This window comes from Sphingobacterium sp. UDSM-2020, assembly GCF_016132525.1.
In the GTDB taxonomy this organism is placed as follows: Bacteria; Bacteroidota; Bacteroidia; order Sphingobacteriales; family Sphingobacteriaceae; genus Sphingobacterium; species Sphingobacterium anhuiense.
Genome location: NZ_CP066166.1, coordinates 4,158,930 through 4,184,382, shown reverse-complemented (window position 1 = coordinate 4,184,382; position 25,453 = coordinate 4,158,930). Strand labels below are relative to the sequence as shown.

Sequence of the window (25,453 nt, the reverse complement as noted above, 5' to 3'; positions counted from 1 at the left end):
TATGAAAAAACGCACCTTAAAATTTAAATTTCTTTTATTGTTTTTGTTTTTTTGCACGCTTGGTTATGCACAAGACAAAAACTTTCATATCTATTTGTGTTTTGGTCAATCCAATATGGAAGGACATAGTAAATTTGAAGATCAAGACACCTTAGGCAACAACCGTTTCTATTCACTTCAAGCAGTTGACTGCCCGGACCTCAATCGTAAAAAAGGAGAATGGTACCTCGCCAAACCTCCAATCACCCGATGTAATACCGGTCTTACGCCTGCAGACTATTTTGGTAAAACCTTAGCTGAAAATCTACCCGATAGTATTCGCATAGGGATCATCAATGTATCCATTGGAGGATGCCATATCCAATTGTTCGATCAAGATAGTGTGGCAAATTATGTAGAAAAAGCCCCTAACTGGATGAAGGGTATGTTAGCTGCGTACGACAATAATCCCTATGATAGATTAGTTGAAATGGGAAAGATCGCACAGCAAAGTGGAGTCATCAAAGGCATCTTACTGCATCAGGGCGAATCAAATACGGGAGACCAAGATTGGCCTAACAAGGTCAGTCAAGTATATCACAACCTATTGAAAGATCTAGCATTGCAGGAAGAAAAAACTCCACTCCTAGCTGGTGAATTATTAGCGGCAGATCAAGGCGGCAGATGTGCAAGCATGAATACCATCATTCACACGTTACCCCAAACCCTCAAAAATGCGCATATTGTCTCTTCAAAAGATTGTGAAGGTGTGGCAGATGGCCTGCATTTTAGCGTTGCAGGCTATAGAAAGCTGGGGATTAATTATGCGCAGGTCATGCTGGGTTTAAAACCTTAATCTATAGGAATACAAAAGCTTTAAATTAAGCTAAAAAATATGCTTATCAGGGAAAATACATATTCGAATTTCCTTGATAAGCATATCAATAAAGACCGTCACGCTATTTTTCTACCGGTGTTTCATATGCAGATGTTGCATAAAGTCCAATCATCGCTCCTGTAAATCCGCCTGCAACATCCGTTGACAGAATATCGCCAGATACCGTTCCGCCCAGATGCTGAAAAGAACTTCCATCTAACGCATACGAAAATGTATAATCATCGCCTGTGGCGCTAACACGCAATTTCATTTTACCCGATCTACTGAGCTTCTGTTGCGCAAGTACTTTTGTTATGCCATTTTCAGTCCGTTCGAGTTGGATGTAATATTCATTATTGGATTTTGTAACACCCAATACATAGTTGAATTTTTCACTTTGTAAACAGGTAATACCGGCAAAGTCTTTTTCAGAACCTGGAGTATAATCCATTTCTACCTCCGCCACAAATGCGATGTGCTGCTGTCTGTAAAACAGTGCCGAAATTGGTTTTTTTTCCTGAACAGTAACAGCAAAAGGTTTGATTGCCAATCCCTTCTTTTCACCCACTAAGAACTTTTCACGAGGTCCCCGCAAAGCTATCCACCGCTCATCCAACGTTTTTTCATTTAATTTGTCGTTAAAGGTGAAATTTCCATTGGGGAAAAATCCGGATTTATCTTTACTGCTTTCAATCCCTTTTGGTGTATGCACCAATGCTTTAAGGGGCTCCATTCCACCTTTAAAAATCGGCCATTCACCAGACCAGTCAACGGGCAGCACAAATGTTTCCCGACCGGTGTTGACCCGATTCTTTTCATTTGGTCTAACCGCTAAGAATACACCGTACCATTCCCCATCAGCAGTTTGAACTAGATCTGCATGACCTGCCCAATCCACTTTATTGGGTCTATCTGCAGGGAGATGACGCTGTGAAAGAATCGGATTATTTTTCGCAGGAGTATAAGGCCCCATTGGATGACTGCTCGAAAAAATAACCTCACTGTGATTCCCTCCCGTTCCCCCTTCAGCGCACATCAAATAATATTGTCCATTTTTCTTGTAAATATGCGGTGCTTCAATCCAAATAGGTTGCTTGGCTAGATCTACTCCTCCATCAACGATGATCTTACTCGTGCCCGGGATCACCTGATCAGTCGCGACATCGTATTCCCAGATCTTGATCACCCGATGGCCTGTGTACAGTTCTTTTCCTTTATCCGGAGCATCATTATGCACCACATATGCTTTGCCATTATCATCAAAAAATAAAGCCGGATCAATTCCATCAAACTGTAATTTAATCGGATCAGACCAATTGTTTGCTTTCGGGTCTTTAGTTTTAACAACCATATTACCGATCCCCGAAGCAAATTGCGTTGTGATCATATAAAAGGTGTCATTATTTGGATTATACATAATATCCGGCGCATATACCCCCTCACTGATACCTGCAGTACCAACTTGTAGCTGCGACTCGCGGTTTAGCACATGGCCGATCTGCTTCCAGTTGACCATATCTTTGGAATGAAAAATAGGAACGCCAGGAAACATCACAAATGAAGAAGCGACTAAATAATAATCATCTCCCTTTCTGGTGATACTGGGATCAGGATAGCATCCCTGTAAAATGGTGCTGTAAAATTGACCTGGCACAATTGGATTTTCACTATAGAAAGCATCGTTGCCGGTGTATTTAAAATTACTGTACAAGGGCTGCCCTACCACTTTTCCGATCGGCTCTTTTCTCTCATCTGCGCGCATTGCCTGACAGGATGATAGTAAAGTAAAAGCAAATAGGCAGGACAATAATCCTATTTTTATATGTTTTTTCTGTTGCATGATTTGCATCTTATCTTTGTTATTTATGTTTTCAATAATTTTTTAATTCATCATAAGTAAAACAGGTTATCGTCCATTCAACATAGAAAACCGATCATTTCCCTTACTAACACTTACCGCTATGCGCAATAAGACGTTAATTATGATGTTTCATATTCAGCTTGATTTTCTTCAAATCCTCCAATTCATATACAGGTCTTTCGATATCATAAGGTATAGGTCTTTTGGAATATGTTTGAAAATAAAGGAGACAGGCATCTTTCCACCATACCGCATCTTTAGCTTGAATCTTCAGTTTCGATTGCACTTCAGCAAAACGTTGCTGATCGACCTGATTTTCCAATCTATCCCATACTTTTTGCATGTCGCGTACCTGCTTTACCCCGAGATCATATTGATAGCATAATTCATCCCACAAGGATAAGCCGCTTTTCATCGTATAATTCCACGGCACATGATGAAACCAAAGTAAATAATGATCTGGACATAGCAGGATATCACCATATATGTTCGCGACATGAGGACTGTATTGTGAGATTGCGTTACTCCCTCTTGCTGTCCGATCAAACCCTACACCTATTGTATCTGCTTGATGATAATACCAAGGCATCCAATCGGGACGTCCACCTTTTTGATCGCCCCACGGTTCCGGTCCATAATGATGGTCGAAAGCAAAGATATGATGCAGCCCGAGTGGCATCATATAATTTACAGCAGCTTCCCGTGAAGTCATCATAATTTCTTTCACAGCAGCTATAAACTGCTTATCTTTCGAAAATGTCATTGCGATCCATTCTTCCGCAATTTGTTCAGACGCGAGATGATGATTCCACGCCAGTCTTCCATAGGCATACCAATTCGCCTGTGCAAAGTGGTGACCTGTCCAATTGGTATCATCGCCAATATTCGCCACCGCTGCAATTGCTGTCTTTCGCGCAGGCCGTAAGGTACCATCCGTTAATCTGGCGACTGTACTTCCCGCTCCATCCGCATAGGTATCACTAGCTAATGTTTCTTTAAATAAAGGCGCTAAATAAACCAAATGATTCGAAAATCCCAGATACTCTTGGGTGATCTGAAATTCGACCATTTCATAACTTTTTTTGAGCGCTCCGAAGAGCGGATTAAAAGGTTCACGAGGCTGAAAATCGATCGGTCCATTTTTAATCTGAATGATCACATTATCGCTAAAGGAACCGTCGAGTGGCACAAATTCCTGATAGGCCTGCTTGGCACGATCTTCGGTCGTAGGATTGTAAACAAATGCCCGCCACATCACAAAACCCTGATACGGTTTTAAAATAGCGGCAAGCATATTTGCCCCCTCAGCGTGCGTTCTGCCATAATCCTGAGGACCAGGTTGGCCCTCCGAATTCGCTTTCACCAAAAAACCGCCGAAATCAGGAATAACACTGTAAATCTCTTTGACTTTATTCTTCCACCATAAAATGACCTCCGGATTTAGAGGATCCGAATCAGAAGTTCCTCCTAACACCTTCGGTGAAGAAAAATTCACAGATAAATAAACTTTGATTCCATATCTTCTAAAGATATCAGCCAGACTTTTTAATTTAATCACATATTCCGAACTCAAAATTTGAGGAGAGGCATTTACATTGTTAATAACAACAGCATTGATACCAATAGAAGCATTAGCTCGTGCATACTCTTCATATCGAGGAGATATGACACCTGGCAATTCATCCCATTTCCACAACGAATATCCGGCATAACCACGTTCAATCGTGCGATCAAGATTGTCCCAATGATTGAGCATACGGATATCAAATGATGGTATTTCTTCCACATTCAAATTTAAAACCTGTTGATCCGTTTCCTGTAATTGCAACAGATGGTAAGCTGCATATAATAAACCGGCGGGCTCATGTGCGGTCACCTTGATCCGATCTCGATGACCTGTTATTTTAAAACCATCTTTTAAATACGGCAATTTTTTATCTAGTTCTAATCCAATGGACTGTCCCCTCCAAAAAGTAATTAATTCTTGTTGTGCACGTACCGCAATTGGGTTTTCAGCAGCAACCGTGATGGATCTACTTTGAGCTATTTCTTTAGAGACAGGAACATACCTGAGCCATAGCTTACTTCCGTCCTCCGCCTGAATACGAGAAAAAGGGAAAATAAAAAGCAAAAGAAAACAACTTATTTTCATCATAAGATTAAAAATCAGGTTTATAATTGGTTAGGCTACAAAAGTTCCTCAAGTTCAGCATTCTTGCCCATCCATCGTCTTGATTAATCCCTTTTCATCATATTCAAGCTCGACTACTTTCATACTCCGCAGCCATGTTTTACCGCCAGAGGGCACACAGTCATGATAAAACAAATACCATTTCTCTTTAAATTGCAGTATACTATGGTGAGTGGTCCAACCAACCACCGGAGTCAGAATCACACCTTGATAGGTAAATGGACCATAAGGATTATCCCCTATTGCATAACACAATAAATGCGTATCACCGGTAGAATACGAGAAATAATACTTGTCGCCATATTTATGCATCCAGGAAGCCTCAAAAAAACGGCGGTCTAGATCTCCCTGTTTAAGAGGGTTACCTTCTTGATCCAAAATAACAAGATCTTTTGGTTCTTCATCAAATTGCAACATATCCTCCGTTAGTTTTACAACTTTTGGACATAGCGCCAGATCATGCCAGTGCGGCAAATCCATGGGATAAGTCATTTTGTTATTTCTGTAATATTGAAGCTGCCCGCCCCATATTCCCCCGAAATACAGATAATGGCTACCATCATCATCTTGAAAAGCACAGGGATCTATACTATAACTTCCTTTGATCGGATTCTCCTCCGGAATAAAAGGACCATATGGGGTATCACTTACCGCTACTCCAAGCCTAAAGACATCGGTCTGGTCTTTTAATGAAAAATAAAGATAATATTTACCATTTTTTGTCGCCACATCCGAATCCCAGAGCTGTCTTCCACCCCACGGAATATCTGCTACGTCCAATACTTTGCCATGATCGACCGCCTCGGCATCCATATCATCCATAGAAAAAACATGGTAATCTTTCATATCAAAATGATCGCCATGATCATTTTCCAGAATACCACTTTCCCAGTCATGCGAAGGATATATGTAAATTTTATTCTCAAAAACATGTGCCGACGGATCAGCCATAAAATCATTGGGTACTAAATATCGTCCTTTATTCATAAAATTATAGGGTTATTTTTGTTTTGCTAATTCAATTAAATCCTTGACAAAAGGTTTAGGTTTATACTCCCGGTCAAATAACAAAGGATAGTCCGTCCGTCCGGGAACTGGCCATCCATTTTTCCACGAATCACCATCACCTACCCCCCACACCGTTACACGCGTTATTTTATCGTCATGTTTTAGATATAATTTAAAAAAATCCTTGTAACGGCTAGCTAAAGCTTTCGCTATAGCATCCGGCAAACCTTCTTTATATGGATTTAATTCATTTTTATACTGATATGTTTCACTGATTTCTGCTCCCATATTGGGATTTACATGAGGCAATACAGAAATATCCATTTCCGTCACCATCACTTTTGTCCCTAAACTAGCAAAATCGACAATTGTCTTTTCCACTTCACTTAGAGCAGGATTATCTAATCCATTATGTTCTTGCATACCAATAGCATCAACACGGACACCCGAATCGAGCACCTCTTTGACCAGCTTCATAATTCCATTTCGTTTAGCAGGAATAGCTGTTGAGTAATCATTGTAGTAGAATTCGGCATTGGGATCTGCCTCTTGCGCAAATTGAAAAGCAAGCTTAATAAAATCTTTACCGATGATATTGTAAAACTTACTTTTCCGCAGTTCACCATTATCCAGCACAGCCTCATTGACCACATCCCAGCCATGAACACGTCCTTTATAGCGTCCAACCACGGTATGGATATGTTTGCGCATCCTCTCAATCAAAACTTCACGCGAGACATCCTTCCCTTTATCATCGATAAAGAACCAGGTTGGCGTCTGCGAATGCCACATTAAGGTATGCCCGATGATATGCATGCCATGCTGCTCTCCCAATGCGACAAAACGATCTGCATCTTTAAAATTAAACTCCCCTTCCCGGGGTTGCAGGTACATACTTTTCATACAGTTTTCGGCCACGATGGAATTAAATTGAGCTTTTACCACCGAAATAGCGGCGGCATTGCGTTCCCATATTTGTTCCAGATTCAAAGCTGTACCGATATAAAATTTATCCTTGAAAGCATGCTTCAATATAACTTGGTCTTCAATGGTTCGATCACCCGTTACCTGTTGTGATTTAGTCGAGGTGCATGCCAAACCCAATGTAGCGATGCCTGCAAAAAAAACGATCTTTACTTTATTCATTTTTAACGATTTAATTCTTGTGTCTTGATTCTATTTCATGATTTATTTTATCGATCACCGCATCGTCCAATTCATATTTTGAAATAATGAACATGGCTACCAGTAATAAAATAGCAGGTATAACAACCACTAACCAAAGGATACCCTGCTCGGCAAAAGCCGATTGCGTAATGGTATTGTCTTTATCAAAACCGACATATGCAAGCACGAGACCTGGTACAACGCCCCCCAGGGCCATACCCGCTTTATAAAAGATACCGGTCAAAGCATTCACGATACCTGAAATCCGTTTTCCTGTCGCATGCTCGCCATAGGAAATCACTTCGGGTACCAATGCCCACATATATCCTGTAGCTACTATGATGCCTGTGGATTTAATAAATTGTGCCACTAACACCAACCAAACCTGACTCCTTAAAGCGGGTATGACAGAAATAATATAAAGCATGATCATTCCTAATATGGCGATTGTTAAGAACACATAAAACAGTTGCTTTTTACCTATCGCACGCTTTATCGCAGGCACCAGTGGCATAAAAATAAAGGCGGGAATAGATCCTAATGCCATAAAATAAGGAAGCATTTCTGGTGCTTGGACATTATAGATCATATAATATGAGCCCGCAGCATTTCCGATCGCCATCATGGCAAATGCAGTAATAAAGAAGAAAGCCAATATGCGCAAAGGTCCATTATGTTTAAATGCTGTCCACAGATCCGAAACTTTTACATTTTCGGTTTCTTTCACATCCATGACAACACGTTCCTTAGTTTGCGTATAACAGAAAACCAATAACAATAAGCCCGCGATAGCATAGAGCGTCATTGTAATAAACCAAGCTTGCGCAGATTCGGGAGAATTGATCTTTCCATTTGGCGAAAGATATTGAACCAGTATAGGTACCCCATATCCTACTGCCAGACCACCCATATTCGCCATAAACATACGGGTCGACGTCAGTTTTGTTACTTCATCCGTATCGCGCGTCAGCGATGCATTTAGTGCGCCATACGGTACATTGATCAAGGTATAAATCATAGATAATCCAACATAGGTTATATAGGCATAGAGTAATGATCCAGAAAATCCATTCCAAAAACAGAGTATGGCAAATCCAGTTAATGGGATACCGCCTAGAATTAAATAAGACCGGTATTTTCCCATTTTAGGATTCTTTTTATCAACAAATGCACCCACAATTGGATCCCATATCACGTCAATAACACGAACCACGAGAAACATAATTCCCGCCGCTGTTGCAGATATCCCAAATACATTCGTGTAAAAAATAAGCAGATACATGGATACCGTTTGGTAAATCAGGTTTTGCACCAGATCACCTGATCCAAATCCTATTCGTTGCAACGACGAAAGTTTATAGAAACCTTTCTGTTCGCCTGTAGTTTGCGTTTCAGTTTTCATTTTTGTCTTGTAAATAATTGGTTTTTATGCATCATGCAGCTGCTGAAGCATACCTGATATTTTTTAGGTCCACCAATAATGTTTAAGATTATCGATGTGTTCAGTATCACAAGTTCATGATGACAATTGTAAAATTACAAGTACGACGATTTAGCACATGATACATATGTGTTATTAATAGATAAAAATGTTTAAATGGTGGCCGAAAATGGCTAAAAAGAAAGTTTTTTGGAAAAACAACCCCCTTTACTAAAAATTTAGATGGTGTAGGTTTCATCCCTACATTTTGAACAGATGTCCACTAAAAAATCAATCCCCTACGTCTTATAACGTAGGGGATTGATGAATCGCTTATTTTATAAAGCAAGGACATACAGCTATAAAATCCGTAAAGTCCTAAGACCGTTAAAAAATTAGGGCCGGATGTGGAAATAGTCAAAATCCACAAATCCACCCACATTTTTAGTCGCATAATTAAATAATCCGAATCGATAGCCCATAAAATGTGGTATGGTATAGGTCATTTTAAATTCCGTTCCTATGGGTTCCCATTTTTCACCATTCAGGCTATAGAAAAAAGTAGCAACATCTCTTTTATTGGTAAAATCACATTTCACCTTTAGGTAAACTTTCTGCTGATCCAACGGGATACGTACCAGCTCTTCTTCGATTCCTTTCTTAGCATTGCTGTTCACTAAAAAATGTTGACCGCCTTCCATGCGTATGCCTAGCAAGCCAAAGTTTTGCTGCAGTAAAGATAAACCTGCAAAATCGCCATCTTTCATAGCAGAAACATCGATTGCAGTCTCACCCTCACAAGTGGGACCAAAGGTGCGCTGTGTCAAGGTGTTTCTTGCCTGCAAAAAATGCGGATCTACACGTCCAGTCTTTAACCTCAGTTTTCCTTTATTTTCACTTACAGACCATAACTGAGCAACAGGATTGTGGTTCCATTGCCATACCAGCGGTAAATCCGGTTCTCCCGCTTTACGGTCAAAATCATCCGAATTAACGAGATGCGGGATCAATCCCCTGCTGGCTGGAAGATCCAGTACTTCGGGTACTTTACCATCCACACCCAGTACCGGCCAGCCCGCTTTCCACGTAACAGGAACAAGATATGGGATCCTTCCAACAGCACCATAATCCTGAAAAAGATAAGCATACCAGGCACCATTTGGCATATCAATCAATCCCCCCTGCGCTACACCTTGATCCTGCAAAACCACCCGCCCCTCATATGGTCCATCTATTTTATCGGCTCGGTGCACAATCACAGACCGCATCCCACCTGGAGGCCAGGAAATGTTAAACAGATAGTATTTGCCATTTACTTTAAAAAACTGTGATCCCTCGGCCGGAAGGCCACCTTGCGCACCCACAGGTGTAGTCGGTAACGTTGCGTTTTCAATTAATACCCGTTGCGTCTCGGGTTTTATTCCAGATAAATCGGGCAGCAGTTCAACCATATTGATCTGACCGCCACCCCAGATCATATAGATTTTATCCCCTTCAAAAAATAGGCTATGGTCATGCAAAGCAGGCTTAAACTCCTTTCGCTCCCAAGGTCCTTTTTCGATATCCTGAGTCGAATAGATATAAGTCTTGCCCGTAGTCTGTGCAAATGTGCTGACATAATAGGTTCCTTGATGAAAGCGTAAACTACTTGCCCATGATCCCCGACCATACGTACTTTGGTTATGATCCAGATTCAGCTCATCAATAGCAGCAAGAGTATGATGTCCATAACCGATCATTTCCCAGTTAACTAAGTCTTTGGATTTCATGAGCGGCAAGCCCGGGTTCATATGCATGGTCGTACTGCTCATATAATAAGTATCACCTACACGGATCATCGACAGATCCGGAACATCGGCAAAGATGATCGGATTTTTTGCTTTCTGATCCTTTTGCTGTCCATAAATTGGATTTATAAATAAAAACAAAAGTAAAACCCAATACGATGATCTGTATATACCTGTTACATGAATTTTCATAATACTTATCTATTTTTTAGGTTTATCTAGAGACTTAATCAGCAGTAAATATAACATTATAAATCTTGGACACACCGTTGTAGTTAAATGTTACCCGACAAGCTCCCGAAGATGATGTTGCTTGATTAATGGTAATTTTAACAGCCGGATTATCCGAAGATGCCGTCACAACCGGTGCAGCTGCTTGTTGCGATGAAATTTTACTTTTAATCTCATACTGACCATAGTCAACAATGCCATTTGCATTGGTAGAGCGGACAGGTACAGCCGGTATTTCCAGCGCTTTGCCGTTGACAGCGATACGCACTTGAGGCACGATTGGACGATCAATTTTATGTTTCTTTGAACTAAATCCCAGACCGATGAAGTCAAACAGGAATTCATGATCTTCCCCTTCCGCAACCAGGTATATCGCATGCTTTTTATCCAGATGATCAACATATTTGGAAACATCAATTTTAAATGCTGCCGTTTCACCCGCAGCATTCTCCGGAACGACAATTTCCCCTATTTTCTGACCCTTCCAAGTGGCATTATCATAAGGACCATCCATCCAAACATTAACTTTAAAGGACTTTTTAGATTTTGGAGTTATAAACAGGTTAAACATGGTATTGTTTCCTTCTTTTGTTCCTTCAAAAGCTTTCAGTCCAAATTGATCCTGCTTCAGACCCCCAAAACCAAAATATTTAAAACCGACAACACTCCCATTTCTGAGATTTGTAACCGGCATATGATTATCCCATATATCCCAAGAATCTTGCATGGTACTGATATCAGAAAGGTGGGCCGTATATCCCGCTGAATAGTATTGATAAGGATCGAGTCCAAAAATATGGAAGCCCTCAGAAGTCACTTCTGCACCCTTATATTCTTTACCCTGACTATCCTTAACCGTCACCATTTTATTTTCGGCATACGGATCATAAGCCCTGATGCGTACCGACCCACCTTGTGCGACTGGTTTTTCATCCCAATCGATGATAACCGGAGCGACTACTGCCTGACGCGCAAATCCAAATCCTCTTGGCGGTCTATGGTAAAAAACATACCATTGCCCATTAATTTCCTCGATACTGCCATGCGTATTATGCCCCGCATTACTCGTTTCTATCGCTGTACCATCCTGATTAAGGACCGGTCCACGCGAATCGACCAGCACACCCCCGCTCTTCCAGGGTCCCAAAGGCGAATCACCAATCAGGTAGCGCAAGGTAGAGTTCGAACTTCCGACACCGTATTCAGGCCCCGAATATCCACTATATACCGACACATACTTATTGCCCACTTTCCGGATGGAAGAAGCTTCAAAGAAGTTAAAAGATCCCAAATCCTCTCCCGTTACAACATGCGCATATTCCGTACCCTTTGGATCCCTTAACACACCATAACTTGCGCTTGCGGGAATAAAACGGTCGATTATTTTTGTTCCGGGTCTCACCGTGTACATGGTATTTTGATCTAATTGAGCCGCCAAAGAGCGTTGAAAACCCCAGTAGGCATAAGCTCTAAAACCGATTTCAAAATCAGGATCATTCCGATCTGTTATTTGCTCGACAAATATAGCCGGATCAAATCCAATCACGCTTCCAGGCAACGTACGTGTACCATCTTCCGTTAAATTGATCGGTTTAAAAGGTCCATCAGGACGATCTCCTTTCACCACCATAGCTTCACGGTGTTCTCCCCGACTGTGCGGATAGAGATAATATTCTTTACGGCCATCCTTTCTTTTTACTTCAACTAAGTCCGGTGCATACATGACATCCCATTGCCCACCAGTTTCGTAAGTGAAAATAGGTCCATCATCTCTCCAGCTGGACAGATCATCTACAGGTGCAGACCACATCCGGATATCAGGTCCACAATAACTGTCGAACCGTAGATCATGCGACCCGATGATATAAGCACGGTATTTTCCTGGATGATCGGGATCCTCAAAGACGCGAGGTTCACCATCCGGTAAATGCTCCCAAAGTGGCAAATAGGGATTACCCGCACCTTTGTGAACAAACTTTTGTGTCTGATTACTTTTTATCGCATTATGCTGTGCCATCACATCGGTTGCCGATAGGGCAAACAGACCTGCACAGAACAGTAAGACTGACTTTTTCTTAAACATAAATTTAGTTTTATTCATAATTTTTCTCTGCTATATTATTGATTACCCCCGCATGCATCGCCCCGCTACCCCACAGCTCACTACCAATTGTCAGTACGAAATGGCGAGGCAAGTAATCCTTCCTTGTTTTGAAGATTTGCTTCTTCCGGATTATCACTCCAGGCATAACGAACGGCTACAGGGTTCGGAACTTCATTACTGCTCACAATGACCGTATTACCTTGAATAACTGCATCTGCCCACACGTAGGCCTTATCTTCGCCAGCTATGGCGAAATGTTTTAAACGATGTTCACGACTCTTTAAACCGCCTGCACTTTGATGGAAAAACAAAACAATCTTGTTTCCATCGATCTTCATATTTTTATAAAGCGGACCTTCACTAACCACCTGTTCTCCATAGACCAATCGACGCGCTTGCAAAAACAAACGGTAGGCAAGATCTTTTTTATTTAATGGGTGAATATCATTCCATTCGCCCAGATCATAAGTTACTGTCAAGGCCGTTTTAGATACTTCCAATGCGGTTTGCAATTGTGCTTCCCGAACGCGGGCCCAACCACTTTCAACTGGTGGCTTGACAGATTTCGGAGCATAATTAGGGAGCTGCACAAGTAAAAAAGGAAGTTCAACTTTTTGAAATGTTGTCCGCCAATTTGCGATCAGTGCTTTTAAATACTTCCCATAATTAGGATCTCCTGCATTACTTTCCCCTTGATACCAGATCACCCCTTTCACCTCATAGTCGCGCAATGGATAGAGCATACCATTGTAAAGCATCGACCCCATGGTTTCCAGATTTGGAAGCTGTTTTTTTGCCTGCTCCAATACATTTAAATCTTGGCCAACTTTATATTTCCATTCTCCCCTAAGGTCTACTTCTATTTCATCACTGCTCATTCGGTATGGCTTATCAGGAATAAAGCCGCCATCAATGGCATGAGCTGTTAAACGGATGGTGATATTATTTTTTCCCGATTTCAAAATTCCTGCAGGAATATCATATTTGCGGGGAGGATAGAAATAAGAAGTAGTGCCCACAAATATGCCGTTCACAAAGACAGAATCACGATCGACCATTGTTCCTAAGTAAAGTTTAGCATGCTTGCCCTCCATATCAGGAGGTAAATTAAAATCTTTACGGTACCAGACCGTACCTTTAACATCCAGACCTGTTTCATTCCAGCGGCTTGGCACCGTTGCTATTTTCCAGTCACGATCGTCCCAATCTGCATGGTACCATTTATTGGCCCCCTGATCTACCACCGCATTTTCTAGAACAGCTAATGCATCTTTATTGACGGTCAAAGCTGGAAATTCTTTTAAATGCGCTTGATTAATCCAACTTTGAATGGTACTGCCACCTTTACTGACCACCAACATACCTACAGGAACCCCCGTGTGGTGGTATGCTTCCTGCGCATAAAAATAGGCTAAAGCGGTCCAATTGATCACATCAGTAGCTGTCGCTGAGTACCATTTTGCGTCCGAAGCAATCTCCTCTTTTTCCTGTATCACTTCCTGTGTCGGTACTTTATAATAGCGTATCATGTGATTATTGGACACATTGATCTCGGGATACCGATCCACTAAACGCATTATAGGGGTTTCCATATTAGACTGTCCTGAGGCCAGCCAGACATCGCCAATAAGAATATCCCGAATCACAAATTCATTAATTTCCATGAGAAACGGTCCACCAGCTTGCTGCGGAGGCAGGCTCACAGACCATTTGCCAGCAGCATCAGGTTGTGTATGGTAAATTTTTCCCTGAAAACGGATGGTTACTTTCTCGCCACTGTCTGCCCAGCCCCACAATTTCAGATCCACTTCGCGCTGCAGTACCATACGGTCGCTGATTAAAGCCGGAAGCCTGATCTTGGCAACGACATGCTGGTAAATAAAAAAGCTGAACAGAATGGCAATAATTCTCATAGAACAATTATATATTTTCCTTGTATAAAAAAATCGCGGTTTTAAGTTTCTTCCCCTCCATATGCTTATTATCTCATCGGATGTGTTAAGATTGCGATGATTGCGCATCGCTCTGCATCTTATGACAGGAATAACAGGTCAATTGGTTATGGACTTGATAAAATTAAAATAAGTTATGAAAAGAGCAGAAGCCCTTCCCATAACTAAAACGAAAAAAAAACAATTACTAAAACGGGTTAAATATAACGGTTTATTAAATTTTCTAAATATTCCTGCTTACCGCTAATAAGTTTAGGTTCACCATTTTCAGCAGCAAAGTTCCGGAGATCTTCTAAAGTCAATTTTCCTTGCTCAAAATCAGCACCGGCACCAGCATCAAAACTAGCATAGCGCTCTGAACGTATTTTTTTATAATCAGATTTCTGAAGAATATTGTCAGCAATGACCAAAGCGCGAGCAAAATTGTCCATTCCACCGACATGGGCATAAAACAGGTCGGCAGGATCGGTTGAATTTCTGCGGATCTTAGCATCAAAATTAACACCGCCACCTTTTAAACCACCAGCCTCTAAAATAATTAACAAAGACTCGGTCAGTTCATTCAGATCGTTTGGAAATTGGTCGGTATCCCAGCCATTTTGATAATCACCACGGTTAGCATCGATAGACCCTAAAAGCCCCGCATCTGCAGCAACTTGCAATTCATGCTGAAAAGTATGCCCAGCCAGAGTAGCATGGTTCACTTCTAGGTTTAACTGAAAATCATCCAGTAGATCGTACTTTCTCAAAAATCCGATCACCGTTGCCGCATCAAAGTCATACTGATGTTTAGATGGCTCGCAGGGTTTAGGTTCAATAAAGAACGAACCCTTGAAACCATTTTTACGGGCATAATCTTTAGCCAGATGTAAAAAACGGGCCAGATGGTCCTGCTCTCTTTTCATATCTGTATTTAAGAGCGACATATATCCTTCACGTCCCCCCCAGAACACATAATTTTCACCGCCAAGGGCAATCGTGGCATCAATAGCGGCTTTTACCTGTGCACCGCCATGCGCCAGTACATGAAAATCAGGATTGGTTGAAGCACCGTTCATATAACGGTGATGGCTAAACAGGTTAGCAGTTCCCCAGAGCAATTTGATACCGCTCTGTGTTTGCTTTTCCTTGGCATAATCCACGATACGCTCCATGTTTCGTTCATTTTCAACCACATTATCGGTATAATCAACCAGATCGACATCGTGAAAACAATAGTAGGGCAATTGCATTTTCGTCATAAATTCAAATGCGGCATCCATTTTATCTTTTGCACGGTCTATAATGGCAGGTTTCGCGTCCCATGGAAAAAACTGTGTCGGTCCTCCAAACGGATCCGATCCATTCCCATTAAACGAGTGCCAGTAAGCACATGCAAATCTTAGATGCTCGGCCATCGTTTTTCCTGCTACCACACGATTTGCATCATACCATCTAAATGCGAGTGGATTATCCGAATCTACTCCTTCATATTTTATCTGTCCAATGTTTTTGAAATACTCCTGATTTCCTAATAATACTTCCATTTTTTATTAATTTAACAATTTCCTATTTAAACTATCTTTCCATTTCTCATACAGCTCATCATATAAAGTGATTTGTGAAGGTTCAATGATCGCATGTTTCTCCAATCCGGCAAATGCTTCTTTCCGAGAAGCAAATATCTCTGCTCCGATTCCAGCTCCCAGCGCTGCCCCCACACTTCCATCATTATCATAAAGCTCGACTTCTACCTGTGTCACCCCAGCAAAAGACTGCTGAAATACGGGGCTTAAAAATAAATTGGCATGTCCGGCACGGATTACTTTTGGTTCTATTCCATTCTGCCTCAAAATATCCAGACCGTAGCGAAAAGAGAAAGCTATTCCTTCTTGAGCGGCACGCCACAGGTGCGCTTCGTCGTGACGTACAAAATCAATATTTTCGATATGGGCATGCACCATTCTATTTTTTAACATTCTTTCGGCACCATTGCCAAAAGGCAAAACCGTGATACCATCAGAACCTATGGCGATATTAGACGCCAATTGATTGATCTGTACATAGTCATTTCCCAGTGCCGTTATTTTTTTCATCCAGCTATTTTGGATACCGGTACCATTTATACAGAGCAGCACTCCTAAGCTTGTCTGCGAAGAATTATGGTTGACATGCGCAAATGTATTGACACGAGACTCCTGATCATACACCAGTTGATCCGTAACCGCATATATAACACCCGATGTACCAGCAGTCGCAGCCACTTCTCCGGGTTCAAATACATTCAAAGAAAGTGCATTATTAGGCTGATCACCGGCTTTATAACTCACGAAAGCATCTCTGGAAAGGTTCAGTTCATCCGCTACTTCGGGTTTGATCAGTCCATAGTTTGAGAAAACAGGTAAAATATCCGGAACTAAATCCTGATCAATACCATAATAATCAAGTAAGGTCTCCGAGATCCTATTGTTCTTAAAATCCCATAAGATTCCTTCCGATATAGAACTGATATTAGAATTAATTTCACCTGTTAAACACATGCTCAAAAAATCACCAGGTAGCATGAATTTATGTATCCTCTCATACAATTCGGGTTCATTGTGTTTCACCCAGGCTAACTTTGAAGCGGTGAAATTTCCTGGAGAATTGAGATGTGAGGCCAAAAAACCAGAAGCGGACAGATCTGAGATTGCCTGATCGCCTATTGCAACAGCTCGACTATCGCACCAGATAATGGCATTACGCAGTGGTCGTTGATCCTTGTCTACGATCACGAGGCCATGCATTTGATAAGCAATTCCAATGGCACCGATATACTTCGGATTATAAAGTCCTGTACTGTTAAGCTTTTTTATCGCCAATTTTGTATGCTCCCACCACAGATTGGGATCTTGCTCCGCCCAGCCCTGCTGTTCCGAAATAATTGCAGCTTCGCTATCGGGGTACTGTGTAGACACGATTCTCCTATTGGTCTGTGCATCAATAACCGAAACTTTAATAGAGGAAGTCCCTAAATCTATTCCTAATAATAACATATCCTATTTTTCTAATATTTTTTTTGGTCTCTTTATTCCCTATTGTTCGTCAACATTATCTTTTCACATGCTTTTAAAGCAATTACTGTGCGTTAAAAACATACTTTCCTCCTCTTTGAGTAGCCATATCGTACTCAAAGATTGGTCTCAAATGATTCCCTTTCAAAGTCGCTTGTGATGACACAAGGGCTTCTTTTCCAGCTATGGGGTTTAACAGGTTATTTGAGTTTTCACCAGCTGCTCTCTTCAACCCCTTACCTTTAAGTGGCCAGTAGGATCGTAAACGGAGATTACCACCAATTTTTGAGGTAACAGCAATGTTCCGAATCTGACCATCTTTCCAGTTCATATCAACAGTAAATCCACCTCTAGCTACAATACCCGAGACAGCGCCATCGCTCCATAACTCGGACAACGCGGGTAGCACATGCACCGCTCCGTCATGGCTCTGTAGCAGCATTTCAGCAACTCCTGCACTCAAACCAAAATTTCCATCAATCTGAAAAGGTGGATGGGCTGTAAACATATTGGGATAAGTCCGTCCATCCGGATTTTTATGATTCGCTAAAGTCAACATATTGTCAATGATCTGATACGCTTTATTCCCATCGAGCAAACGTGCCCATAGATTGATCTTCCACCCGATGGACCAACCTGTCGCAAAATCACCTCGATACTGCAATGAATTAGCAGCAGCCTCAAATAATTGGGGCGTCCGATACGCCGATATTTGGTTTCCCGGATACAGGCCATACAAGTGCGATACATGCCGATGGTCACTTTTAGGATCATCAAGATCTTCCAGCCACTCTTGCAATTGCGCATATCGGCCTACTTGCATAGGCGGAAGCTTTCGAGCGGCTTTTATTAATTTCGCTTGATAAGCGGCATCTTGATCGACAATCTCGCTCGCTAATGCCGTACGTGTAAGGATATCGAAAGCCAGTTGATTGTCCATGGTAACCCCCGCAGAGATCGGCCCGTGCTCGGGAGATATGGAGGGTGCAATGACCAGCCAGTCTTTATGCTTAGGATGTGCAATCAATATAGAAAGAATAAAATCGGCCGCTCCTTTCATGACAGGATACACTTCAGTAAGAAACTTCTGATCACCGGTGTATAAATAGTGCTCCCATAAATGCTGCGTTAGCCATGTTCCGCCTGTCGGCCACATACCTGCTGCCGCAAAATCAATTGGACTGGTCACCCGCCAGAGATCTGTGTTATGGTGCGTAACCCATCCATCAGCACCATAGAGTACCCGTGCAGTTTCTCGACCACTCTCGCTCAACTCTTTAATAAGCTGAAAAAGGGGCTCATGCGTTTCTGAAAGATTAGTAACCTCCGCTGGCCAGTAGTTCATTTCGGTATTAATATTGACCGTATATTTGCTATCCCATGGCGGATTCATCGATCTATTCCAGATCCCCTGCAAATTGGCAGGCTGCCCACCAGGCTGAGAAGAGCAGATCAATAAATACCGTCCAAACTGCACCAATAACGCCACCAAAGCTGGATCTTGCGTCGTTTTGAAACTTTCAATCCGTTTAGTCGTCGTCAGATTTTCTTGTCCTGCTGTTTGACCCAGATCTAAATTGAATCGTGCGAATTGCTTGCTGTACATTGCGATATGCTGCTTCAATGCCGTTTTAAAAGCTTTCTTTTGAGCCAGTGCTAATGTACTCGCCGCCCGGACTGCTTCCTGATCATCAAGGGTTTTGTAATTCACAAAATTTGTGGCAACAGCCATATAGATCACGACCGATGTCGCACCCGATACGGTCAGTTTGTTATCCGTGAGCGTGACACGGCCGTCCTTATTTTTAACAGCAGTATGCTTTTGATACCTGATTTTTCCGTCAATACCTTCATGCGATGTCCCGCTACCTTCCAAAATTAGGCTTTGACCGGATTTATAAATGTTGTACCTGGAAGGATTTGCATATTCGAGATCAAAATTTAAAGCTCCCCTTTTACTAGCGGTTATTTCCATTAGAATCACATCATCAGCAAAAGAAGAAAACACTTCACGCGTATAGGTGACACCGTCTACCGTATAGCGCGACCGCACGACAGCTTTTTCGAGATCCAGTTCGCGGTAATAATTCTGATAATTTTTATGGTTAGGAAAATTCAAAATGACGCTGCCCGCCGTCTGATAGGGCATGCCATGGGTTTTGGTAAAAAATGATTGATTTGTTAAGCGATCGGCCGCCTCTGTTTTACCAGCAAAGATCAATTGCTGAATTTGAGGAAGTGCGTTTAACGCATTCGGATTATCATTGCGGTATGGTCCCCCGGCATAAATCGTTTCTTCGTTAAGCTGTAATTCTTCACGCTCCGGAATACCATACACCATCGCTCCCAAACGCCCATTCCCGATCGGTAATGCCTGTTCCCAGATCTGATCAACGACAGGTTGATCATACCACAATTTTAGTGAGCTTTTATGCTGCGCATATGCAACACAGCCGAATATCGACAGCTTTACTATCCCTATGATCGTAAATAATTTAGCAACCATCAATCTCATCATGCTATTTTGTTTCCTCTACTTATTATTTTATACATTGATTAGCCTGTATTGGTCAACTTATAACCCTGTTTCAGGAACCAAATAGCCTACATACATATTCAAAATGTGATCATTTACCCTGACTACGCTCCTTAAACAACAATTGCGAAATCTGATACAGATCATTCTTCCAAACCTTAAAATCATGTCCTCCCGGCTCGATATAGAAGACATGCGGTACCTCATGCTTTTTCAAATAATCATGTGTTCTGTTCGTAATAGTGATTAAACCATCTTGATCGCCACAAGAAAGCCAAAGTAACTTGAGTTTGTCTTTTACTTCTTGCGGATGTGGGATCAGTTGCTCAGGCATTAGGGTATTGGGTGCGGAAGAAAATCCACCGACCCAGGCAAATGTATCCAAATTACCAAGACCAAAATTTAGAGCTTGACCTCCCCCCATGGATAATCCAAATAAGGCACGATTCAAAAGGTTCGCATTCACAGGATAAGTTTTTTCGACATATGGAATAAGATCATCAATAAGATCTCTTTGAAACGTCGCAAAAGCCTCAACTTTAGCCGCATCCATGATATTACCTATAGCACGATCATCTTTCATGGCACGGCCATTGGGCAATACCACGATCATCGGTTCCAGCTTACCTTGTGCATACAGATTATCTAGAATAACATGAGGAGTACCATTGTTTAACCACTCAAACTGATCGCCACCGATCCCATGTAAAAGATAAAGTACGGGGTACAATTCCTTTGCCGAGAACCCAGGAGGTAAATACACTAAAGCCGTCCGTTCTATACCAACAGTTGATGAAGGATAAGTAATCGTATCTATTTTACCATGTACAATATCCGGTTGATATACAGCAAACCCCTCAGGAGCTGTAACGGTTTGAGCTTTTAATACCGTAATGGATAGGACTATACATAACACCGTCCAAATATTTTTCATAATCATTTGGTTTATAATTGAATATTAACACTTATATAAATTGATCATTTATCAATTTAGGTTTCAATAAGCATGAATCAGCCGACCTTTTCCTTACCTATTTTTTTGAATCCATGGAATTCAGAAGATTAAAGGGTTTATATCACTTGTGCAGATTGATCTATTTTTCTGGAAATCACTTTCTCTACTGCAGATACGATGTTCGCCGCATTTAAACCATATTTTTCCATTAACTGCGCAGGAGTCCCCGATTGACCGAAACAATCATCAACAGCAATATATTCTTGTGGGATCGGCATATTCTTGACAAGCAGCTGTGCAACACTGTCTCCTAAACCACCTAAGCGATTGTGCTCTTCAGCAGTCACCACACAACCTGTTTTCCGAACCGACTTCAATATTGCACTGTCATCCAACGGCTTAATGGTGTGTATATTAATAATCTCTGCATCTATACCCAATTGCTCTAAAAGCTCACCTGCTTGAATGGCTTCCCAGACCAAGTGTCCTGTGGCAATAATAGTCACATCATTCCCTTCGTTCAGCATAACCGCTTTTCCGATCTCAAATTCTTGATCTTCTGGTGTAAAGACAGGTACTACAGGTCTTCCAAAACGGAGATACACAGGACCGAAATACTTTGCGGCAGCAATCGTCGCAGCTTTGGTCTGGTTATAATCGCAAGGATTGATCACTGTCATCCCTGGTAGCATCTTCATCAACCCTATATCCTCCAAAATCTGATGCGTCGCACCATCCTCACCAAGTGTCAATCCTGCATGCGAGGCCGCGATCTTCACATTCTTATTAGAATAAGCGATCGATTGGCGTATTTGATCATAAACCCTTCCGGTTGCGAAGTTGGCAAAAGTACCTGTAAACGGAATCCTATTCCCGATGGTCAGACCTGCCGCTATTCCCATCATATTGGCTTCCGCAATACCGATCTGGAAGAATCTTTCCGGAAATTCTTTTATGAAATCGTTCATCTTTAGTGACCCGATCAAATCAGCACAAAGTGCCACGACATGTTCATCTTGACGGCCAGCTTCCAACAGTCCCGCTCCAAAGCCTGAGCGGGTATCCCGAGATTCGCTATATGTATATTTTTTCATTTTATTGCTTAATAATCTCCTAATGTTTGTGAATTCTGTGCTAAAGCATCAGCCAATTGATCGTTATTTGGAGCAACTCCATGCCATTTATGTGATCCCATCATAAAACTGACACCATTTCCCATTTCAGAATGCAGTAAAATAACGGTAGGAAGACCTTGACGAGCCTGCTGTTGCGCTTGAGTAAGTCCATCCAATATAGCAGCGATATCATTTCCCTGATGTATTTCCAATACCTGCCAGCCAAAAGCTAACCACTTGGCATGTAAATCACCTAGAGACAGTACATCTTTCGTCGCCCCATCGATCTGTGCACCATTATAATCAATTATGGCAATCAGGTTATCCACTTTATTATGTGGCGCATACATCGCAGCCTCCCATACCTGACCTTCCTGCAGTTCACCATCGCCCATCAGGACATAAACCAGGCCTGCATCACGATTTAGTTTTTTCGCCTGTGCCGCACCGATTGCCACGGATAATCCTTGCCCTAATGAACCTGATGCAATACGGATTCCTGGTAAACCTTCATGCGTGGTAGGATGCCCCTGCAACCGGGATCCAAGCTTGCGGAACGTAGCCAATTCGGCTATATCAAAATAACCTGCTCTCGCCAGTACACTGTAGAAGACAGGGGAAATATGGCCATTCGAAAGAAAAAACAGATCTTCACCACTTCCATCCATATCAAATCCCTCTTTCCGGTTCATGACTTCAAAATAGAGCACAACCAACAACTCTGTACATCCTAAAGAGCCTCCGGGATGACCCGATTGGCAAGCATGCACCATGCGAACGATATCTCTTCGCACTTGCGAAACAATAGCCTGTAGCTCAGAAATACTCTTTTTATTAATTTCCATCGCGATTAATTGTTTTGAGCAGCTACCCGTTTATGATCCGCTAAAAATTGCGCTAGGCCACTATCTGTTAAGGGATGTTTTAAAAGAGAAAGAATGGCCGACAAGGGCGATGTAATAACATCTGCTCCAATTTTGGCACAACCCAATATATGCGTACTATTACGTACAGATGCCGCTAGTATCTGTGTAGGAAAGAGATAATGATCATATATTGTTCGGATTTCTTTAATAAGACCAAGCCCATCAACAGAAATATCATCCAGACGGCCTATAAATGGAGAAACATAAGTAGCACCTGCCTTTGCAGCCAATAATGCCTGTCCTGCAGAAAAAACTAATGTACAGTTGGTTTTAATGCCTTTGTTACTAAAATATTTGATGGCTCTAATTCCCGCCTTAGTCATGGGTACTTTGACCACTATTTTGCTATCTAAATTTGCCAGCTCCTGTCCTTCCGCTATCATATTTTCATAATCGGTAGCAATCACCTCAGCACTAACATCGCCATCGACAATAGCACATATGGCTAGGTAATGTTTCTTAACAAGATCATCTCCACTGATTCCTTCTTTAGCCATTAAGGTAGGATTGGTCGTTACACCGTCGAGAACCCCGAAGTCTTGGGCTTCCTGAATATCGTTCAAATTGGCTGTGTCAATAAAAAATTTCATTTATTAAATTTAAGTTTAGTAGTTTATGGTTTGGTCTACAAAAGAGCCTTTCAGAATCTCTAATTGCAAAACAAAACTATACTAATAGGGTCTAAAAAAATGAAACAGATCTTAAAAATAAGGGTAAAAATGTTCAAAATACAGTCCTGAAACACAGCTATAGGCTGTTTAATCACCTTCCTTGCAGAAAACAGTTGAATAGAAGAAGTAGATGTCAAAAGCCATAAACAAAAAAGGAGACTCTATAAAGAATCTCCTTTTTAATCACTTTTTCCTCCATCTCCCCAACAGCCGGCTGGTCACTCCCTTGTCCCGTTACTCCGTCAATATGTTACGTCTTGAACGATGTCACTTTTTCAATATGTCACTACATTACAGCCGAAAACATATTACTATGGTACACTGCTACCCCTGCGCAAATACTTATTCTAAAAGAGAATTGATATCAACAAAAAAAGGTGTCCAAAGGCACCTTTTTTAATATTAGCTCAGTAAAACTTTATTTCAATTTTTCGACTTGCTCCGGAGTCAGAGATAAAATATCACAAATCATCGCTATATCAAAACCACTATTCAACATTTTAGTAGCTGATTCGAACTTTTCTACTTCAGCTTTTTCTTTTTCTACTTCAGCTTTCTCCCTTTCAGCCTCAGCAAGAGCTTCCAATTTCTTGATGCGTACCGCCGCTAATCCACGTTCTTGCTCCTGTCCTTCTCGCTTAGCCTTTTCCAATAAATATTCACGTGTACCCATTGTTGTGCTCCTTCCTAATTTTGTATCGATTTCTTGTTCAAATTTAATAAAAATTTCTTTATCTTCAAAACTAACATAATAAGCCAGGAAATCATAAATACCCTGACGTGTAGTCTTTTCCATATCCCTTTTCATCATTTGATCGTAAAGATCATGTTTAATATCTTTAAGTTCTTCGTCGGTCACATTATTATTAATTATAGCCAAAAATGCCGTTAATACCACAACAGCAAATGGATTCGGATTAGACCGTAAATCTTCCTCATTTTGACTTAGAATCTTATAGTAATTGAATTCATACCGTAAAGTCGTTCCTAAAAAACTTTGTTCATACAACTTTGGCTTATAATGTTTATTCTCATCAGTCAATATCGCTATGGCACAAACTGGCACCTGATATCGATCAGTGATTTTATAATAATATTCAAACATCCGTTTTTCCAAATCATTATTACCCTTGTTGGACTGCACTTCAATATGACAAAAGATAAATTGCTCACCTCCACCTTTCATATAGACTTTTACTAACTTATCGACAAATCTTTTACCTTTATTACTCTTTTCTGGCGGAAATAAGGTCTCAAACTCTTTGTCGAGATATTCAAAAGGTTTATTCAAGTCAAATAACAATTCAGCTTCGGGAAACATAAATCGGAGGAAATCTGCAAAAGTCTGCTCCAGTATCGATTTCCACAAGGGATCATCAACACGTCTTAATTTTTGCCTCATCATAATTCATGGTTAATTGATTATCAAACACTAATATAAACATAAATAACTAAAATAAGTAGTAATAAATCTATTTATTTTAGCAAACAGTAATTAAAAACAATTCCATTTTCGCGAGAACTACACTTACGACAATACTTGAGTTAATGAGATTTTTTTAAATTAGTGCTATGATTTTTAGTGTGATCATACTACCAATTAAAATAGCACGAACGAAACAGATACAAAGATGTTTTAGA

The 25,453-nt window shown here is 41.2% G+C and carries 17 protein-coding genes; 1 reads left to right on the top strand and 16 read right to left on the bottom strand.

Annotation, left to right across the window (positions count from 1 at the left end):
- Position 1: 1 nt before the first annotated feature.
- On the top strand, positions 2–835 hold the full coding sequence (locus JAZ75_RS17600) for a sialate O-acetylesterase (RefSeq protein WP_168126243.1): 834 nt from the start codon (positions 2–4) through the stop codon (positions 833–835).
- Between the two features lie 103 nt (positions 836–938).
- Here JAZ75_RS17600 and JAZ75_RS17595 read toward each other — a convergent pair whose 3' ends face one another.
- The 16 genes from JAZ75_RS17595 to JAZ75_RS17520 form a co-directional block, all read right to left on the bottom strand.
- Positions 939–2,696, bottom strand: coding sequence for a glycoside hydrolase family 43 protein (locus JAZ75_RS17595; RefSeq protein ID WP_168126242.1), 1,758 nt, complete (start codon positions 2,694–2,696; stop codon positions 939–941).
- A gap of 136 nt (positions 2,697–2,832) precedes the next feature.
- On the bottom strand, positions 2,833–4,872 hold the full coding sequence (locus tag JAZ75_RS17590) for an alpha-glucuronidase (RefSeq protein ID WP_208697104.1): 2,040 nt from the start codon (positions 4,870–4,872) through the stop codon (positions 2,833–2,835).
- A gap of 51 nt (positions 4,873–4,923) precedes the next feature.
- Positions 4,924–5,895: a glycoside hydrolase family 43 protein gene (locus JAZ75_RS17585; protein WP_168126240.1), complete on the bottom strand. Its 972-nt coding sequence runs from the start codon at positions 5,893–5,895 to the stop codon at positions 4,924–4,926.
- A gap of 12 nt (positions 5,896–5,907) precedes the next feature.
- Positions 5,908–7,062, bottom strand: coding sequence for an endo-1,4-beta-xylanase (locus tag JAZ75_RS17580; protein ID WP_168126239.1), 1,155 nt, complete (start codon positions 7,060–7,062; stop codon positions 5,908–5,910).
- 10 nt (positions 7,063–7,072) lie between these two features.
- Entirely contained in the window at positions 7,073–8,485 is a 1,413-nt protein-coding gene (locus JAZ75_RS17575; protein WP_208697102.1) for an MFS transporter, read from the bottom strand.
- Positions 8,486–8,898: 413 nt separating this feature from the next.
- On the bottom strand, positions 8,899–10,482 hold the full coding sequence (locus JAZ75_RS17570; RefSeq protein ID WP_208697100.1) for a glycoside hydrolase 43 family protein: 1,584 nt from the start codon (positions 10,480–10,482) through the stop codon (positions 8,899–8,901).
- A 34-nt stretch (positions 10,483–10,516) separates the two neighbouring features.
- Positions 10,517–12,604: a hypothetical protein gene (locus JAZ75_RS17565; RefSeq protein WP_208697098.1), complete on the bottom strand. Its 2,088-nt coding sequence runs from the start codon at positions 12,602–12,604 to the stop codon at positions 10,517–10,519.
- A gap of 80 nt (positions 12,605–12,684) precedes the next feature.
- Positions 12,685–14,538, bottom strand: a complete 1,854-nt coding sequence (locus tag JAZ75_RS17560) for a sialate O-acetylesterase (RefSeq protein ID WP_208697096.1) — start codon at positions 14,536–14,538, stop codon at positions 12,685–12,687.
- Between the two features lie 236 nt (positions 14,539–14,774).
- Positions 14,775–16,103: a xylose isomerase gene (gene xylA / locus JAZ75_RS17555; protein WP_208697087.1), complete on the bottom strand. Its 1,329-nt coding sequence runs from the start codon at positions 16,101–16,103 to the stop codon at positions 14,775–14,777.
- 6 nt (positions 16,104–16,109) lie between these two features.
- Positions 16,110–17,591: a xylulokinase gene (locus tag JAZ75_RS17550; protein WP_208697085.1), complete on the bottom strand. Its 1,482-nt coding sequence runs from the start codon at positions 17,589–17,591 to the stop codon at positions 16,110–16,112.
- Positions 17,592–17,673: 82 nt separating this feature from the next.
- Positions 17,674–20,127 carry a glycosyl hydrolase family 95 catalytic domain-containing protein gene (locus tag JAZ75_RS17545; RefSeq protein ID WP_208697083.1) on the bottom strand — a complete coding sequence of 818 codons (2,454 nt, stop codon included), beginning with the start codon at positions 20,125–20,127 and terminating at the stop codon, positions 17,674–17,676.
- A 109-nt stretch (positions 20,128–20,236) separates the two neighbouring features.
- On the bottom strand, positions 20,237–21,079 hold the full coding sequence (locus tag JAZ75_RS17540) for an alpha/beta hydrolase (protein ID WP_208697081.1): 843 nt from the start codon (positions 21,077–21,079) through the stop codon (positions 20,237–20,239).
- 137 nt (positions 21,080–21,216) lie between these two features.
- Positions 21,217–22,194, bottom strand: coding sequence for a transketolase family protein (locus JAZ75_RS17535; RefSeq protein WP_168126234.1), 978 nt, complete (start codon positions 22,192–22,194; stop codon positions 21,217–21,219).
- An 8-nt stretch (positions 22,195–22,202) separates the two neighbouring features.
- Entirely contained in the window at positions 22,203–23,060 is an 858-nt protein-coding gene (locus JAZ75_RS17530) for a transketolase (RefSeq protein ID WP_208697079.1), read from the bottom strand.
- 5 nt (positions 23,061–23,065) lie between these two features.
- Entirely contained in the window at positions 23,066–23,731 is a 666-nt protein-coding gene (gene fsa / locus JAZ75_RS17525; RefSeq protein ID WP_168126232.1) for a fructose-6-phosphate aldolase, read from the bottom strand.
- Between the two features lie 499 nt (positions 23,732–24,230).
- Positions 24,231–25,217, bottom strand: a complete 987-nt coding sequence (locus JAZ75_RS17520) for a hypothetical protein (RefSeq protein WP_183913900.1) — start codon at positions 25,215–25,217, stop codon at positions 24,231–24,233.
- Between the last annotated feature and the right edge of the window lie 236 nt (positions 25,218–25,453).